General features: G+C 72.4%; 14 protein-coding genes. 6 read left to right on the top strand and 8 right to left on the bottom strand.

The window, feature by feature from the left end:
* Nucleotides 1-48 precede the first annotated feature (48 nt).
* Nucleotides 49-672 (top strand): GyrI-like domain-containing protein, encoded by a 624-nt coding sequence (locus H9623_RS06530; RefSeq protein ID WP_193719260.1) that lies wholly within the window; start codon nucleotides 49-51, stop codon nucleotides 670-672.
* A 63-nt stretch (nucleotides 673-735) separates the two neighbouring features.
* On the opposite strand, the gene H9623_RS06525 is transcribed toward H9623_RS06530, so the two are convergent.
* The 4 genes from H9623_RS06525 to H9623_RS06510 form a co-directional block, all read right to left on the bottom strand.
* Complete coding sequence (locus H9623_RS06525; RefSeq protein ID WP_193719259.1) at nucleotides 736-1833, bottom strand: fatty acid desaturase family protein; 1098 nt, start codon at nucleotides 1831-1833, stop codon at nucleotides 736-738.
* A 203-nt stretch (nucleotides 1834-2036) separates the two neighbouring features.
* On the bottom strand, nucleotides 2037-2930 hold the full coding sequence (locus tag H9623_RS06520; RefSeq protein ID WP_193719258.1) for an NAD(P)-dependent oxidoreductase: 894 nt from the start codon (nucleotides 2928-2930) through the stop codon (nucleotides 2037-2039).
* The gene (locus tag H9623_RS06515; RefSeq protein ID WP_193719257.1) at nucleotides 2930-3760 is read right to left on the bottom strand and encodes an aldo/keto reductase; all 831 of its coding nucleotides are present in this window, start codon (nucleotides 3758-3760) and stop codon (nucleotides 2930-2932) included. The genes H9623_RS06520 and H9623_RS06515 overlap by 1 nt, the downstream gene beginning before the upstream one ends.
* A 127-nt stretch (nucleotides 3761-3887) precedes the next feature.
* Nucleotides 3888-4841: a helix-turn-helix domain-containing protein gene (locus tag H9623_RS06510; RefSeq protein ID WP_193719256.1), complete on the bottom strand. Its 954-nt coding sequence runs from the start codon at nucleotides 4839-4841 to the stop codon at nucleotides 3888-3890.
* Between the two features lie 89 nt (nucleotides 4842-4930).
* Here H9623_RS06510 and H9623_RS06505 point away from each other — a divergent pair, with 89 nt between their 5' ends.
* Together H9623_RS06505 and H9623_RS06500 are read left to right on the top strand one after the other, a co-directional pair.
* Nucleotides 4931-5131 (top strand): hypothetical protein, encoded by a 201-nt coding sequence (locus tag H9623_RS06505; RefSeq protein WP_193719255.1) that lies wholly within the window; start codon nucleotides 4931-4933, stop codon nucleotides 5129-5131.
* A gap of 142 nt (nucleotides 5132-5273) precedes the next feature.
* Nucleotides 5274-6449, top strand: coding sequence for an acyl-CoA thioesterase/bile acid-CoA:amino acid N-acyltransferase family protein (locus H9623_RS06500; protein ID WP_193719254.1), 1176 nt, complete (start codon nucleotides 5274-5276; stop codon nucleotides 6447-6449).
* Nucleotides 6450-6578: 129 nt separating this feature from the next.
* On the opposite strand, the gene H9623_RS06495 is transcribed toward H9623_RS06500, so the two are convergent.
* A complete protein-coding gene (locus H9623_RS06495; RefSeq protein ID WP_193719253.1) occupies nucleotides 6579-8084 on the bottom strand; it encodes a malate:quinone oxidoreductase in 1506 nt (501 codons plus the stop codon).
* A gap of 236 nt (nucleotides 8085-8320) precedes the next feature.
* Here H9623_RS06495 and nirB point away from each other — a divergent pair, with 236 nt between their 5' ends.
* Nucleotides 8321-10894 carry a nitrite reductase large subunit NirB gene (nirB, locus tag H9623_RS06490; protein ID WP_193719252.1) on the top strand — a complete coding sequence of 858 codons (2574 nt, stop codon included), beginning with the start codon at nucleotides 8321-8323 and terminating at the stop codon, nucleotides 10892-10894.
* A complete protein-coding gene (gene nirD / locus H9623_RS06485; RefSeq protein ID WP_193719251.1) occupies nucleotides 10891-11229 on the top strand; it encodes a nitrite reductase small subunit NirD in 339 nt (112 codons plus the stop codon). Before nirB ends, nirD begins: the two co-directional genes overlap by 4 nt.
* A gap of 7 nt (nucleotides 11230-11236) precedes the next feature.
* Here the strand turns inward: nirD and H9623_RS06480 are convergent, their stop codons facing one another.
* The 3 genes from H9623_RS06480 to H9623_RS06470 are packed head-to-tail and all read right to left on the bottom strand — an operon-like array spanning nucleotide 11237 to nucleotide 13415.
* Entirely contained in the window at nucleotides 11237-12079 is an 843-nt protein-coding gene (locus tag H9623_RS06480; protein ID WP_193719250.1) for a maleylpyruvate isomerase family mycothiol-dependent enzyme, read from the bottom strand.
* Between the two features lie 17 nt (nucleotides 12080-12096).
* Entirely contained in the window at nucleotides 12097-12831 is a 735-nt protein-coding gene (locus H9623_RS06475) for a pyridoxine/pyridoxamine 5'-phosphate oxidase (RefSeq protein ID WP_193719249.1), read from the bottom strand.
* Entirely contained in the window at nucleotides 12828-13415 is a 588-nt protein-coding gene (locus H9623_RS06470; RefSeq protein ID WP_193719248.1) for a TetR/AcrR family transcriptional regulator, read from the bottom strand. The genes H9623_RS06475 and H9623_RS06470 overlap by 4 nt, the downstream gene beginning before the upstream one ends.
* Nucleotides 13416-13650: 235 nt before the next feature.
* Here H9623_RS06470 and bioB point away from each other — a divergent pair, with 235 nt between their 5' ends.
* Nucleotides 13651-14760, top strand: coding sequence for a biotin synthase BioB (gene bioB / locus H9623_RS06465; RefSeq protein WP_227748290.1), 1110 nt, complete (start codon nucleotides 13651-13653; stop codon nucleotides 14758-14760).
* Nucleotides 14761-14765: the final 5 nt, after the last annotated feature.

Below are 14765 nucleotides of genomic sequence, written 5' to 3'. Positions count from 1 at the left end.
CGCACGGGGTGAGCATGGTCCCGACAGCCCGACAGCCCGGAGGACCCCATGGACAAGGTCGACCTGCGCGCGGTGCACCGCGAGCTGTACTCACCGCCGCGCGAGTTCGTGCGGGTCGTGGTCCCGCCGCTGCGCTACCTGCAGATCGACGGCGAGGGGGATCCCAACACGGCTCCGGCGCACACGGAGGCGGTCGAGGCGTTGTTCCCGCTCGCGTACGCCGTGAAGTTCGCGAGCAAGAAGGACCTGGGCAGGGACTACGTCGTCGGGCCGCTCGAGGGGCTGTGGACCGCGGAGGATCCCGGGACGTTCGTGCGTCGCGAGAAGGACGCGTGGTCCTGGACGCTCATGATCCTGCAGCCGGACTGGCTCACCGACGCGTTCGTCGCGGACGTGGCCCGGGCGACGCGTCGCAAGAAGGGGCTGCCCGCGCTCGACCGGGTCCGGTTCGTGACGTACGACGAGGGCGACTCGGTGCAGGTCCTGCACGTCGGCTCGTACGACGACGAGGCGCCGACGCTCGCGCGGCTGCACGACGAATACCTGCCGGCGCACGGGCTGACGTTCAACGGGCCGCACCACGAGATCTACCTGAGCGACGTGCGCAGGACTGCACCCGAGAAGCTCAGGACGGTGCTGCGGCAACCGGTGCGTGCGCTCGACGGGGCATGACGGGTCGCGTCAGGAGGCACGAGCCCCGTGCCCCGCTCGTCCTGGCGCGGACCGGGGGAGTGCTCAGACCTTGCGGAGCTGGTTGAACATGGGGCAGTCGAACGGGTCGCGCGCCGCGAGGCCCACCCGGTTGAGGTAGCGGACCACGATCGCGTAGGACGCGACGAGGTTGGTCTCGGTGTACGGCATGCCCAGGCGTGCGCAGTGCTCGCGGACCATGAGCCGGGCCTTGGCGAGGTGGGGCCGGGGCATGCTCGGGAACAGGTGGTGCTCGATCTGGTAGTTGAGCCCGCCCATGAGGACGTTCATGACGCGCCCGCCCGTGATGTTGCGCGAGGTCAGGACCTGCTTGGACAGGAAGTCGAGCTTGCTGTCGGCGGGGATGATCGCCATGCCCTTGTGGTTGGGCGCGAACGACGCCCCCATGTACACACCGAACACTGCGAGCTGTACACCGAGGAACGCGAACGCCATGCCGATCGGCAGGAACCAGAAGACGACTCCCACATAGAGCGTGAGGCGCAGCGCGATCGTGACGAGCTCCAGGGTCCGGGCGCGGCTCTTCGCCGACGCGAGCAGCGAGCGGATCGAGATCATGTGCAGGTTGATGCCCTCGAGCGTGAGCAGCGGGAAGAACAACCAGCCCTGGTGGCGGGTGATGAGGGCGAGGAAGCCCTTCTGCTCGGCCGCGCTCTCCTCGAGGAAGGAGATGGTGTCGGTCTCGATGTCCGGGTCCTTGCCGACCCGGTTCGGGTTCGCGTGGTGACGCGTGTGCTTGTTCATCCACCACGAGTAGCTGATGCCGACGACGCCGTTGGCCAGGAACCGCCCCACGCGGTCGTTCGCAGGACCCGACGTGAGGATGGTGCGGTGCGCGGCCTCGTGCGAGAGGAACGCGAACTGCGTGAGGATCAGGCCCAGCGCGCCCGCAATGAGGAGCTGGAACCACGAGTCGCCCAGCAGGACGAACCCGGCGACGGCCCCGCCCAGCGCGACCGTCAGGATCGCCGCGACCCAGCCGTAGTAGCCGTGCGTGCGCTCGAGCAGACCCGCCTCACGGATGCGCTTGGACAGCTCGGTGTAGGTGCTGGTGACGCTGGTCCCGTCGCCGGTACGTGGCTTGGTCGGGCGGAATCCGGGGCGGACGGCAGTGTCGGTCATAGTCCCTCACAGGGGCCGGGTTCGACTTCCCAGCCGCGGAGGTGAGCGAGTTGCCCGTTGTACAGATGGACCGAGTCTACGTGCGACTTCACGATCCGCGTGGAGAAAGGACGAAGGTCCGGTGCGGACCCGACCAGGTCTGCACCGGACCGGAGGCGTCGTGCGGCCCGGTCGGCACGCCGACGCGCTGCAGACCGGGCCCGTCAGGCGTGAGGCGCCGGCGTCGCGCGGGCCGTGCCGAATGCCGTGTACACGGCCGCGATGTCGTCGCCGCCGTGCCCGCGCGCGGCCGCGCTCGCGTAGAGGTCTGCCAGCGCGTCGAGCAGCGCGGGGTCGAGGTGCGCCTGGGCCGCTGCCTCGGAGATGAGACCGATGTCCTTGCGGAGCCCGTCGAGCGCGAACTGCGGCGCGAACTCGCCCGCGATCATCTCGGCCCCCTTGAGGTGGGCGTAGGGGGAGTCGGACGCGCCGCCGGCGATGGCTTCCAGGAACAGGTGGGGGTCGATCCCCTCGGCGCGCGCCAGGGCGATCGACTGTGCCGTGCCTGCGGTGATCGTCGCGAGCCACGCGTTGCACGCGAGCTTGAGCGCGGTGCCCTGGCCCACCTCGGTGCCCGCGATCACGACCTTGGCCGAGATCGCGTCGAGCACCGGGGCGATGCCGGCCAGGACGTCGGGGTCCCCCGCCGCGAGCACGGCCAGCCGTCCCTCCTCGGCGGGCTGCCTGGTGCCGAGCAGGTTGGCCTCGACCAGGGTCACCCCGAGCTGTCGCGCGCGCTCGACGATCCGCGCCGTGCCGTCGCGCCCGACCGTCGACGCCTGGACCCACACGGCTCCCGTGCCGACCGAGGGCCCTGCGGCGTCGAGGACCTCGAGGACCGCGGCCGCGTCGAACAGGATGCTCAGCACGACGTCGGCCCCGTGGGCCGCCTGCGCGGCCGTGGGGGCCACGAGCGCCCCCGCGTCGGCGAGCGGAGCGGCGCGCGACGCCGTGCGGTTCCACACCGTGACGTCGAAGCCCTCGCGCAGCAGCGAGTGCGCCACCGCGGTCCCCATGGTCCCGGTGCCCAGCACCGTGACGGTCGACAGGTCGCTCATCAGAACTCCTCGTGCTCGTCGGAGTCGCGCGCGGCGTCCTCGCCGCGGTCGAGCCCGGCGATCCGGGCCATGTCGTCCTCGGTGAGGGCGAAGTCGAAGATCTCGGCGTTGGAGCGCTGGCGCTCGGCGCTCGCGGACTTGGGGATCGTCACGATGCCCTGCTGGACGTGCCAGCGCAGCACGACCTGCCCGGCGGACCGGCCGTGGGCCGCGGCGATCTCCTGGATCACGGGTTCGGTCAGCACGCCCTCCTCCAGCCCGAGCGGGCTCCAGCCCTCGACGGTGATGCCGCGCTCGGTGAGGTACCGCCGCAGGTCCGTGCGTGCGAGCGCGGGCGAGAGCTGGATCTGGTTCACGGCCGGGACGTGGCTCGTCTCGGCGATGAGCCGGTCCAGGTGGTGCTCACGGAAGTTCGAGACGCCGATGCTGCGGACCAGGCCCTCTGCGGCGAGGTCGATCATCGCGCGGTAGGACTCGACGTACCGGTCGAGGCGGGGGAGCGGCCAGTGGATCAGGAACAGGTCGACGTAGTCGAGCCCCAGCCGGTCGAGGCTCGCGTGCAGCGCGTCCCGGGTGGCGTCGTACCCCTGGTCGGACCCGCGGAGCTTGGTCGTGACGAACAGCTCGGCGCGGTCCACGCCCGACGCGGCGAGGCCCTGCCCTACGCCCACCTCGTTCTCGTACCGGGACGCGGTGTCGACGAGCCGGTACCCGAGCCCGATCGCGCTCTCGACCGCCCGCGCCGAGGCGTGGTCGTCGAGCGGCCACGTGCCCAGGCCCAGCAGGGGCATGGGGTGGCCGGAGGACAGCAGGGTGGTGGGGATGGTCATGGAGCGCGCCTCACGTCGGACGGGACCGGACCCTCTCGACCCTAGGCGGGTGACGCCGTCGTGCAACGTGGAGAACCGTGCCCGACGGCGCCGCGCCCCCGGGTGCGCGCCTCGCCCAGGGAGAGACTCAGGACGCGTGGCGGAACGTCTGGCGGTAGTCCGTGGGCGGGACGCCGACCGCCCGTCGGAAGTGGTGACGCAGCAGGGCGGCCGAACCGAACCCGCTCAGGCGCGCGATCTCCTCGAGGTCGAGGCCCGACTCCTCCAGCAGCGTGCGCGCGTGCTGGACGCGCTGGGTCGCGAGCCACTGCATGGGGGTGGTCCCGGTCTCGGCGACGAACGTCCGCGCGAACGTGCGCGTCGAGAGGTGGGCGCGGCGTGCGAGGTCCTCGACGGTCTGGGGCTCGTCGAGGTGCTCGTCCATCCAGGCGAGCACGTCGCGGATGCTCTGCTCCTCGCACTGCGGCACGGGGCGGTCGATGTACTGGCGCTGGCCGCCGTCGCGCTGGGGAGGGACGACCATGCGGCGCGCGATCGCGTTGGCCGCCGCGCTGCCGAACTCCTTGCGCACGATGTGCAGGCACGCGTCGATCCCTGCGGCCGTGCCCGCGCTCGTGACGATGTCGCCGTCGTCGACGAACAGGACGTCCGGGTCCACCTCGACCTGCGGGAACCGTGCCGTGAGCTCGTCCGTGTGGCGCCAGTGCGTCGTGATGCGACGCCCGTCCACGAGCCCCGCCGCGGCGAGGAGGAAGGCGCCCGAGCAGACGCTCAGCAGGACCGCGCCGCGGGCATGGGCCGCACGCAGGGCGTCGACGATCTCCTGCGGGTACTCGTCCCGGATGCGGAGCGCGGGGACCGCGACCAGGTCGGCGTCCTCGAGCGCGTCGAGGCCGTGGTCGGGGACCAGGGACGCACCGATGCTCGTGCGGACGGGTTCGCCCGCGACGGGTCCGCACACGCGGAAGTCGATCGCGGGCACGCCGTCGTCCGTGCGGTCGAGGCCGAAGACCTCGCACACGACGCCGAGCTCGAACGGGGCCACTCCGTCGGCGACGACGGCCGCCACTGTGCGCAACATCCTTCGACGCTACGCCCGTGGCAGGATCTTGTCGACACCTGTCTCTCCTGCCACTCGTGGAGGGCGCGGCGCCGGACCAGGGTGGAGACATGGACATCGTGGAGCTGGTGATGAGGCTGGTCGTGATCGCGGCGCTCGTGGCGCCGCTCGTGGTGCTGGCGGTGCGGCGCCCGCCGGTCGGGGGACGGTTCCCGGCAGGGACGGACGACGGATGGACCCTGCCGCCAGGCGGACGGGGCGACCCGCGCCGGCAGGTCGACGTCGTCGGCGCGCGGGCTCGTCGGGGGTGACGCGGGGGGTGAGGCGTCGGTCGGGCGGGCCGCCCCGGCGCGGTGGGTTGTGCACGATCGGTGCGGTACGGGACATTTGCGCATGGCCTGCCGACGACGTGACCATGTCCCTGCCGTTGCCCTCCTGCTGACTGCCTCGCTGGTGACCCTCGCGGCGTGCTCGGCGCCTCCCGAACGGGACCCGGCGATCGAGGTCGTCCCTCAGGACGGTGCCTTCGACCCCCTGGCGATCACGCTGGCCGGGCTCGGGGCGGGGCGCGAGGTGCGGCTGGTCGCGACGACGGAGATCGACGGGTCGGCGATGTCGTCGCGGGCGACGTTCGTGGCCGACGAGGACGGTCGGGTCGACCTCGCGACGACCGCCCCGACCGAGGGGTCGTGGACGACGGCCGACGCCATGGGACCGTTCTGGTCCATGACGGGCAGCAGGCTCGGAGTCGAGGCAGCAGGTGCGGACCACTCGGTGACCCTGTCGTTGAGCGCCGACGGCGAGCCCCTCGCCGAGACGGTCGTCGAGCGGACGGGGCACAGGACGGACGTCGAGGTCCGCGACGTGACCGACGACGGCATGGTCGCCGCGTACGCGGTTCCGGACGGTCTCGCCACGCAGGCCCGCACACCCGCCGTGCTCGTGTTCGGCGGGTCGGAGGGTGGCCTCGACGGCGCCCGGACGGCGGCCGTGTCGATCGCGGCGCTCGGCTACCCCGCGCTGGCGATCAGCTACTTCAAGAGCCCGGGACAGCCGACCGAGCTCGCGGAGGTGCCGGTCGAGGCCTTCCTCACCGGGCTCTCCTGGTTGCGCGAGCAGCCGGGGGTCGACACCGACCGGGTCTTCACGTTCGGCGTCTCACGAGGTGGGGAGATGGCCCTGTGGTTGGCGGCCAACCATCCGGACCAGGTCCATGGCGCGTTCGCACCGACTGGTGCGGGCAGCCTGTACTGCGGCTACCCGAACTGGAGGGTGTCGGCCTGGACGCTCGACGGGGTGGGTCTGCCGTGCGAGCCGGGCAGCGCGGTCGGCACGCCGCCCGAGACCCAGGTGCCGGTCGAGGCTGTCGAGGGCCCGGTCGTGCTGGCCTGCGGGACGGCGGGTCCGCAGTGGGACGCGTGCGGGCTCCTGCGGGACGTGAGGCCGCGCTTCGACGACCAGGGGCTGGTCACGGCGGTCGAGCAGGAGGATGCCGGGCACTTCCTCGTGGTCGCGCCCTACCGGCCGCTCGGCCTCGACGAACCGGGGGCGACGCCGGGCGCCACGCACCAGGCCCGCGTCGACTTCTGGGACGCGGTCGACGCGGTGCTCGCGGAGGCGAGGCAGTAGCTGCGGCCCGGGCGCGAGGGCCCGGCGGTGCCCGGGCGCGACGACCCCCCGGTCGGTGCGTCCCGCACAGCACGACGCCCCGGTCTCCGTGCGGAGGCCGGGGCGCCGGTGCGTCCTGCGACGTCGGGGTCAGCGGGCGCCGACCGCCTCCTCCGAGGGGCCGGCGGTCGCGGAGAGCGCGTCGAGCTCGGTGGCCTCCCACGCGGCCTGGCCGAGGCTCGGGATCATGGCGCCGAGCGCGGGGCGCCACGTGGCGAACTGCTGCGGGAAGCAGCGCTCGAGCACGTCGATCATCGCGGGGACCGCGGTCGAGGCGCCCGGCGAGGCACCCAGGAGCCCGGCGATCGAGCCGTCGGCGGCCGCGATGACCTCGGTGCCGAACTCGAGCACGCCGCCCTTCTTGGGGTCCTTCTTGATGACCTGGACGCGCTGGCCCGCGGTGATCTTCTCCCAGTCCTTGGGGTGCGCCGTGGGCATGAACGCCTGGAGCGCGGTGAACTTGGCCTCGGGGCTCGCGACGAGCTGGCCGATCAGGTACTGCGTGAGGTCGATGTTCTTGAGGCCCGCACCGAGCATCGAGCCGATGTTGTGGGTCCGCAGCGAGGTGAAGAGGTCCAGCAGCGAACCCTTCTTGAGGTACTTGGGGCTGAACCCGGCGTACGGGCCGAACATCAGGTACGTCTTGCCGTCGACGACGCGCGTGTCGAGGTGCGGGACCGACATGGGCGGCGAGCCGACGTCGGCCTTGCCGTAGACCTTGGCCTGGTGCTGGGCGACGAGCTCCGGGTTGTCGGTGCGCAGGAACTCGCCGCTGATCGGGAAGCCGCCGTATCCCTTGGCCTCCTTGATGCCGGCCTTCTGCAGCAGCGGCAGCGCGCCGCCGCCCGCGCCGACGAACACGAAGCGTGCGTTGACCGTGCGCGGTCCCTGCGTGGCGTTCCAGGACACGTCCTTGACGGTGACGTCCCAGGTGCCGTCCTTGCGCTTCTTGAGCTTGTTGACCTCGTGCTGGAGGTTCAGCTCGACGTCGTGCGCCGTGAGGAAGTCGAAGAGCTGCGTCGTGAGTGCGCCGAAGTCGACGTCGGTGCCGCTCGTCGCCCGGGTCGCGGCGACGGCCTCGTCGCCGTCGCGGTCGAGGACGAGCAGCGGTGCCCACTGCGCGATGACCGCGGGGTCGTCGGTGAACTCGAGCTCGCTGAACAGCGGGTGGGCGCTCAGCGCCGTGAAGCGGCGCTTGAGGTAGTCCACGTTGGCCGCGCCGCGCACGAAGGTCATGTGCGGGGTGTGGCTGATGAAGCGTGCGGGCTCGGGCAGGTGGCCCCCGGTGAGCAGGTGGTGCCAGAACTCGCGCGACACCTCGAACTGCTCGTTGATCGCGACCGCCTTGGCGATCTCGACGGTGCCGTCGGCCTTCTCGGGGGTGTAGTTCAGCTCGCAGAGCGCGGCGTGGCCGGTGCCAGCGTTGTTCCACGGGTTGGAGGACTCCTGGGCTACCGCGTCGAGGCGCTCGAAGACCTTGATGGTCCACGTGGGCTCGAGGAGCTTCAGGAGGGCGCCGAGGGTCGCACTCATGATGCCGCCGCCGATGAGGGCTACGTCGATGGTGTTCTGACCCGATGTCTTCTTAGTCGCCACCGCTCGATTTTACGCTTGTGAAGGAGTGCACATGCTGTGCGGTCCGTCACGGTCGTGCGTCACATTTTTTCGGGACCAAAGTCCCGGTGGGGCGCCTCCTAGGTCACCGCAACACGCTGATCTGGGGTTTTGACCAGATCTCTCGTATCTATGGGCGAGGATGGTCCCGACGGTCGCGAATGCCCCCGGCGACCCGGTCAGTCCGACTCGCCCGACTCATCTCGTGAGGCCCCCACATGAGCACACCCACCCCCGGCCGCGTCGTGGTGGTCGGCGCCGGCATGGTCGCCCACCGTTTCGTGAGCCAGATGATCGCACGCTCGCCCGAGGGGGCGTGGCACGTGTCCGTCGTCGGCGACGAGGACCGTGCCCCGTACGACCGCGTGCACCTGTCCGAGTACTTCACCGGACGCACCGCGGACGACCTGACGATGGACCCGTCCGTCTGGGAGGACCAGCGGACCGAGCTCGTCACGGGCGACGCCGTCGCGGCCGTCGACCGCGAGACGCAGACCGTCACGACCCGCTCCGGCCGCGTCCTCGCGTACGACCACCTGGTCCTGGCGACGGGGTCGTGGGCCTGGACGCCGCGCACCGAGGGCACCGACCTGCCGGGAGTCTTCAGCTACAGGACCCTGGCCGACCTCGAAGGTCTGCGCGAGTACGTGGCGCTGCGCACCGAACGCCTGGGGCGTCCGCTGCACGGGGTCGTCGTCGGGGGTGGCGTGCTGGGGCTCGAGGCCGCGGCCGCCCTCCAGACCCTCGGCACGGCCGCGACGGTCGTCGAGTTCGCCGACCGCCTCATGAGCGTCCAGCTCGACGACGCGGGCGGCGAGGCGCTGCGCGTCCTCGTGACCGACCGCGGCATCGAGGTCCGCACGTCGACCGGCGCGACGGGACTCTCGGCCGCGGGTGACGGCGCCGTGGGGACCATGGACCTGTCCGACGGCTCGCGCATCCCGGCCGACGTCGTGATCTTCTCGACGGGCATCCGCCCGCGTGACCGCGTGGCGCGCGAGGCGGGCCTGGCGATCGGCGAGCGCGGCGGCGTCGTCGTGGGCGCGGCGTGCCACACCTCCGACCCGGCCGTGTGGGCCATCGGGGAGTGCGCGTCGTTCGAGGACCAGTGCGTGGGCCTGGTCGCCCCCGGCAACGCCATGGCCGACGTCGTCGTGGACCGCCTGCTCGGGGGTGTCGCGACGTACTCCCCGGCGCCCGAGGGGACCAAGCTCAAGGGCGTCGACATCGAGGCGGCGAGCTTCGGGGACGTGTTCGGGCTGACGCCCGGCGCGCTCGAGGTCACGTTCGCCGACCCCGTCGCCCGCACCTACCGCAAGCTCGTCGTCTCGGACGACGCGCGGACGCTGCTCGGCGGCGTGTTCGTGGGTGACGCGGCGCTCTACTCGTCGCTGCGGCCCCTCCTCGGACGTTCGCTCGGTGCGGACCCGTCGGCGTTCCTCGCCCCGGAGGGCGGGGCGCCCGTGCTCGGGGGAGACCTGCCCGACGACGTCGTGGTCTGCTCGTGCGCGAACGTCACGGCCGGGACGGTCCGGGGGGCGGTCACGGAGCACGGCTGCACGAGCCTGGGCGAGGTCAAGACGTGCACCAAGGCCGGGACCGTCTGCGGGTCCTGCGTGCCGATCCTCACCAAGATCGTGAACACGACGCTCGAGGCGAGCGGCATCTCCGTGTCGAGGGCGATGTGCGAGCACTTCACGATGTCGCGCGCCGAGTTGTTCGCCCTGGTGCGCCAGGACGGGCTGCGGACCTTCACGCAGATCGTCGCGGCGCACGGGACGGGCCGCGGCTGCGTGGTCTGCAAGCCCGTCGTCGCCTCGATCCTCGCGTCGCTGTGGGGCGGGTACATCCTCGACGGTGAGCAGGCCGCGCTCCAGGACACCAACGACCGCGCGCTCGCGAACCTGCAGAAGGACGGCACGTACTCGGTGGTGCCGCGTGTCCCGGCGGGGGAGATCACGCCCGAGAAGCTCATCGTGATCGGGCAGGTCGCCCAGGACTTCGGTCTGTACACGCGCGTCACGGGTGCGCAGCGCATCGGGCTGTTCGGGGCGCGTATCGACCAGCTCCCCGAGATCTGGCGCCGCCTGGTCGACGCGGGCATGGAGTCCGGCCAGGCCTACGGCAAGTCACTGCGGGCCGTGAAGTCGTGCGTCGGCTCCTCGTGGTGCCGGTTCGGGGTCCAGGACTCGGTGGGCATGGCCGTGCGCCTCGAGCTGCGGTACCGGGGGCTGCGCTCGCCGCACAAGTTCAAGGTCGGGGTCTCGGGGTGCGCCCGCGAGTGTGCCGAGGCGCGGGGCAAGGACGTGGGCGTGATCGCGACCGAGAAGGGCTGGAACGTGTACGTGGGCGGCAACGGGGGCTTCTCGCCCCGCCACGCCGAGCTGCTCGCGGAGGACCTGGACGACGAGACGCTCGTGGCGGTCGTCGACCGGTTCCTCGCGTACTACGTGCGGACCGCCGACAAGCTGCAGCGCACGGCCCCGTGGGTCGCGGACTTCCCGGGGGGCATCGTCGAGCTGCGCAAGGTCCTGGTCGAGGACTCGCTGGGCATCGCGGCCGACCTCGAGGCCGAGGTCGCTCGGCACGTCGAGTCCTACGTCGACGAGTGGGCGCAGACGCTCGACGACCCGGACCGCCTGTCGCGGTTCGTGTCGTTCGTCAACGCACCCGACCAGCACGACCCCGACCTGTCCTACACGGGGGTGCGCGGCCAGGTGCGCCCCGCCCGCCCCGGCGAGCCGGCCGACAACAACCCGGTGATCGCCCGCACGCTGGAGGTCCGCAAGTGAACGTCTCGTCCTGGACCACGGTCTGCCCCGTCGAGCGCCTCGTCCCCGAGCGCGGGGTGCCGGCGCTGGTCGACGGCGTCCAGGTCGCGGTGTTCCGCCTGGCCGACGACCGCGTGCTCGCGGTGCAGCAGCGCGACCCGTACTCGGGTGCGAACGTGCTCTCGCGCGGCATCGTGGGCTCGGCCGGCGAGACCCCGACCATCACCTCGCCCATGTACAAGCAGGTGTGGGACCTGACGACGGGTCGGTGCCTCGAGCCGAGCGGCAAGGAGCCCGAGGACCTGCGGACGTTCGAGGTCCTGGTCGAGGACGGGACGGTCCTGGTCCGGGCCTGAACGGCGTCTAGCGTCGGACGGGCACTCCCGACGGCCACGGCGCGAGCGTGGGCAGGTCGACGCGGGCGCCCCCGCGCCGGGCGACCGGGGTCGTGACGGGGTCGCGGCCGGCGAGCCAGGCGGCGACGTCCGCCGCGGCGCCGGTCACGGTGACGAGGTCGTCGTCGCTCGCGTCGTCGGCCGCGGGCCGTACCCCCTCGGGTCCGACGACGGAGCGCACCCCGTCCTCCTGGCGTACCACCAGCACGGGGCCGGACAGGCGCAGGCCGAGGAAGTCGAGCAGGTGGTCCGTGAAGCCGAGACCCCACGTCGCGGACGGTGTGAGCCCCTGCGCGGAACCGGCCTCGCCGAGGTCGGTCGCGTGGATGCGGACCTCGCGCCACCAGCAGTCGAGGACGTCGGCCACGGTGCCGTCGCGATACGTCACGGGTGCGTCCCAGCCGGTGCGGTCGGTCAGGTCCCAGGCCGCGTCGAGCCTCGTGCCGGCGGCCGCGAGGGCGTCGACGTGCTCGTCGCGCGAACGGCCCGCCCCGGCGTCGATCCCCGCCGCGCGGCCCGCGGCCCCGCCCTCGTAGACCTCGGCGGTCTCGCCCTGGGCGGCGAGCTCGGCCTGGCGGGCGAGGGCGTCGCCGACCATCGCCACGTGCGACAGCACGTGCCCGACGGTCCATCCGTCGAGCGAGCTCGGGGACCCGAGTGCCTCGTCGTCGAGACCCAGGACGGCCTCGGTCAGCGCGCGCAGCGCGGCTGCCGCGTCACGTCGGATCGCCGGAAGGTCGTCGCGGGGCGCTGCCTGTGGGGCGTCGAGCGGGCTCGTGGGTGCCGGGTCGACGGCGTGCGGTGATGTCATGTCCTGCGTTGTCCCTGTCATGGCCAGAGCAGCCCCTTCTCCCAGTGGTGTCCTGCCGCGCGGTAGCGCAGCCGGGTCTGTCCGCGGTCGTCCGAGGCCTGCCAGAACTCGACCGACGTGGGTGCGAGCGTGTATGCGGTCCAGGCGGGTGCCAGGAGCGCTGGGTCCTCCTGCACGGCTGCGAGCGTGACGGCGAAGGTGTCCCAGTACTCCTGCCGTGACGTGAGGGTCTCGCTCTGGTGACCCACGAGCGCGGCGGCGCGCGAACCGTCGGAGCGGGCGAGGAAGTCGGCGGCGCTCGTCGAGGTGTCGGCGGGGAGCGCAGGCCCGACGATCCTGACCTGGCGCCCGAGCGCAGGCCAGAGGAACGTGAGGGCCGCGTTCGGGTTCTCCGCGAGGTCGCGGCCCTTGGGGCTCGTCGAACCGGTCGCGAACCACCATCCCGACGCGTCGACGTCCTTGAGGATCACGGTGCGTGCCGTCACCCGGCCCGAGGAGCCCGCGGTGGACAGGGTCATGGCGTGGGGGAGAGGCACCCCGGCGTCGATCGCCTGACCGATCCACTCGAGGAACAGCGTCACGGGTTCCGGCGGAGCCTCGCTCGGGTCGAGCGGGGGCAGCCCAAGGCCGAACGTCGGCAGGGCGCGCAGCCGCTCGCGGAGGCTCGGTCCGTCCGCCGCGTCCGCGGTCGGTCCGACCGTCCGTGCGTCGCCGGGCGCAGCCCCCTCGTCGTTGCCCGGCCCGCCGTTCATCGGGCCACCACGGTGCCGGCCTGGAGAGCCGGATCGAGCATCGACACGAACCCGTCGACCGCGGCCCTCAGCGCTGCCGGGTCGTCGAGGGCGCGCGCGAGCACGTACCCGCCCTGGACGATCGCGACCGCCGCGTACGCGCGGTCGTGCGCGACGACGTCGGGCAGGCCGGTCTCCTCGAAGACCTCCTGCACCAGCGCGACCAGGCCCGCGAAGTAGTCGTGGACGGGCGAGCGCAGCTCGTCGTCCGCCATGACCGACCGGTCGCTCGTCAGGCGCCCGATCTTGCACCCGGCGAGCGCGGGGCGCGGCCGCTCGAGGTAGGCCACGAGCCGCTCCGCGGGCGGACGGTCGGTGTCCGTGAGCTCGCCCGAGACGGAGTCCAGCGCTTCCTGCGTCGTCGCGCTGATCGCGGCGAGCGAGAGGTCGTGCTTGGTGGGGAAGTGGTGGTACAGGCTGCCCTGCCCCACGCCGCTCACCTCGAGGACCTGGCGGGGGCTCGTGCCCTCGACCCCCTGGGCCCAGTAGAGGTCACGGGCCGCGCGGAGCAGGCGTTCGCGGCGAGGGAGGTCGGGATCGTCCATGCCGACACCATACCTACCTCTAGGTATGGTGTCGAGGGATAGGTCGACGCCAACCCGTGGGCCAGGTACTTGGAGGAAGCAGACGACGTGCTGCGGTCCCGCCCAACGAGCAGCAGGTCACCTTGTGGAGGTCGGCCGGGGAGCGGGCGCGCCCCGGCGAGAAGGATCGTTGGTCGTGAACCAGACGCCCACGCCCCGACCTGATGTCCTCGACCGTGCTCACGACGCGCGCGCACTGTTCGACGTGCTCGTCGCACAGGGCGTGCGCGGCGAGCCTGCGACCCGCGCCCAAGCGCTGGCGGTCCTGGGGACGCCCGACGAGGACCTGCTCGACCTCGTGGCCGCTGCCGGTCGGGTCCGCCGTCAGTGGTTCGGCCGACGCGTGCGGCTCAACTACCTGGTCAACCTGAAGTCTGGTCTGTGCCCCGAGGACTGCACGTACTGCTCGCAGCGCCTCGGCTCGACGGCCCAGGTCCTGAAGTACTCGTGGCTGAGCACCGAGGACGCGGTCGCGGCGGCTCGGGCCGGGATCGCGGGCGGAGCGCGTCGTGTCTGCCTGGTCGCGAGCGGACGCGGGCCGAGCGACCGCGACCTGACGCGCGTGACCGCGATGGTCGGCGGCATCAAGACCGAGCATGCCGACGTCGAGGTCTGCGCGTGCCTCGGCCTGCTGCGCGAGGGCCAGGCCGAACGGTTGGCCGCGGCGGGCGCCGACGCCTACAACCACAACCTCAACACGTCCGAGGCGACGTACGCCGACATCTGCACGACGCACGAGTACGCCGACCGCGTCGAGACCGTCGAGCGGGCGCGGGGAGCTGGCCTCTCGCCCTGCTCGGGCCTCATCGCCGGCATGGGCGAGAGCGACGAGGACCTGGTCGACGTGGCCCTCGCGCTGCGCGCCCTGGGTGCCGACTCCGTGCCCGTCAACTTCCTCGTACCGTTCGAGGGCACGCCGCTCGCGGGCACCTGGGACCTCACGCCCCAGCGGTGCCTGCGCATCCTCGCGATGGTGCGGTTCGTGTGCCCCACCGCCGAGCTTCGCCTCGCGGCCGGCCGCGAGGTGCACCTGCGCTCGCTCCAGCCGCTGGCCCTGGAGATCGCGAGCTCGATCTTCCTGGGCGACTACCTCACGAGCGAGGGGCAGGCCGCGCAGGCGGACCTCGACCTGCTCGCCGGCGGAGGGTTCGTGGTGGAGGGGGCCGACGGTGACGGACGGGCCGCGGCAGTCCCGGGCGAGCCCACCACGACGGCCGTGGCGCGCGGCGCCGGCGCCACGTCGGGCGAGACCGGCGTGACGGTCCGGCGTCGCGGCCCTGGGACGTCCGTCGCCCCCAACGCGTGAGACCC

It is taken from the genome of Oerskovia douganii, from assembly GCF_015142735.1.
GTDB classification, from domain to species: domain Bacteria; phylum Actinomycetota; class Actinomycetes; order Actinomycetales; family Cellulomonadaceae; genus Oerskovia; species Oerskovia douganii.
This window is presented reverse-complemented; position numbering and strand designations above follow the sequence as displayed.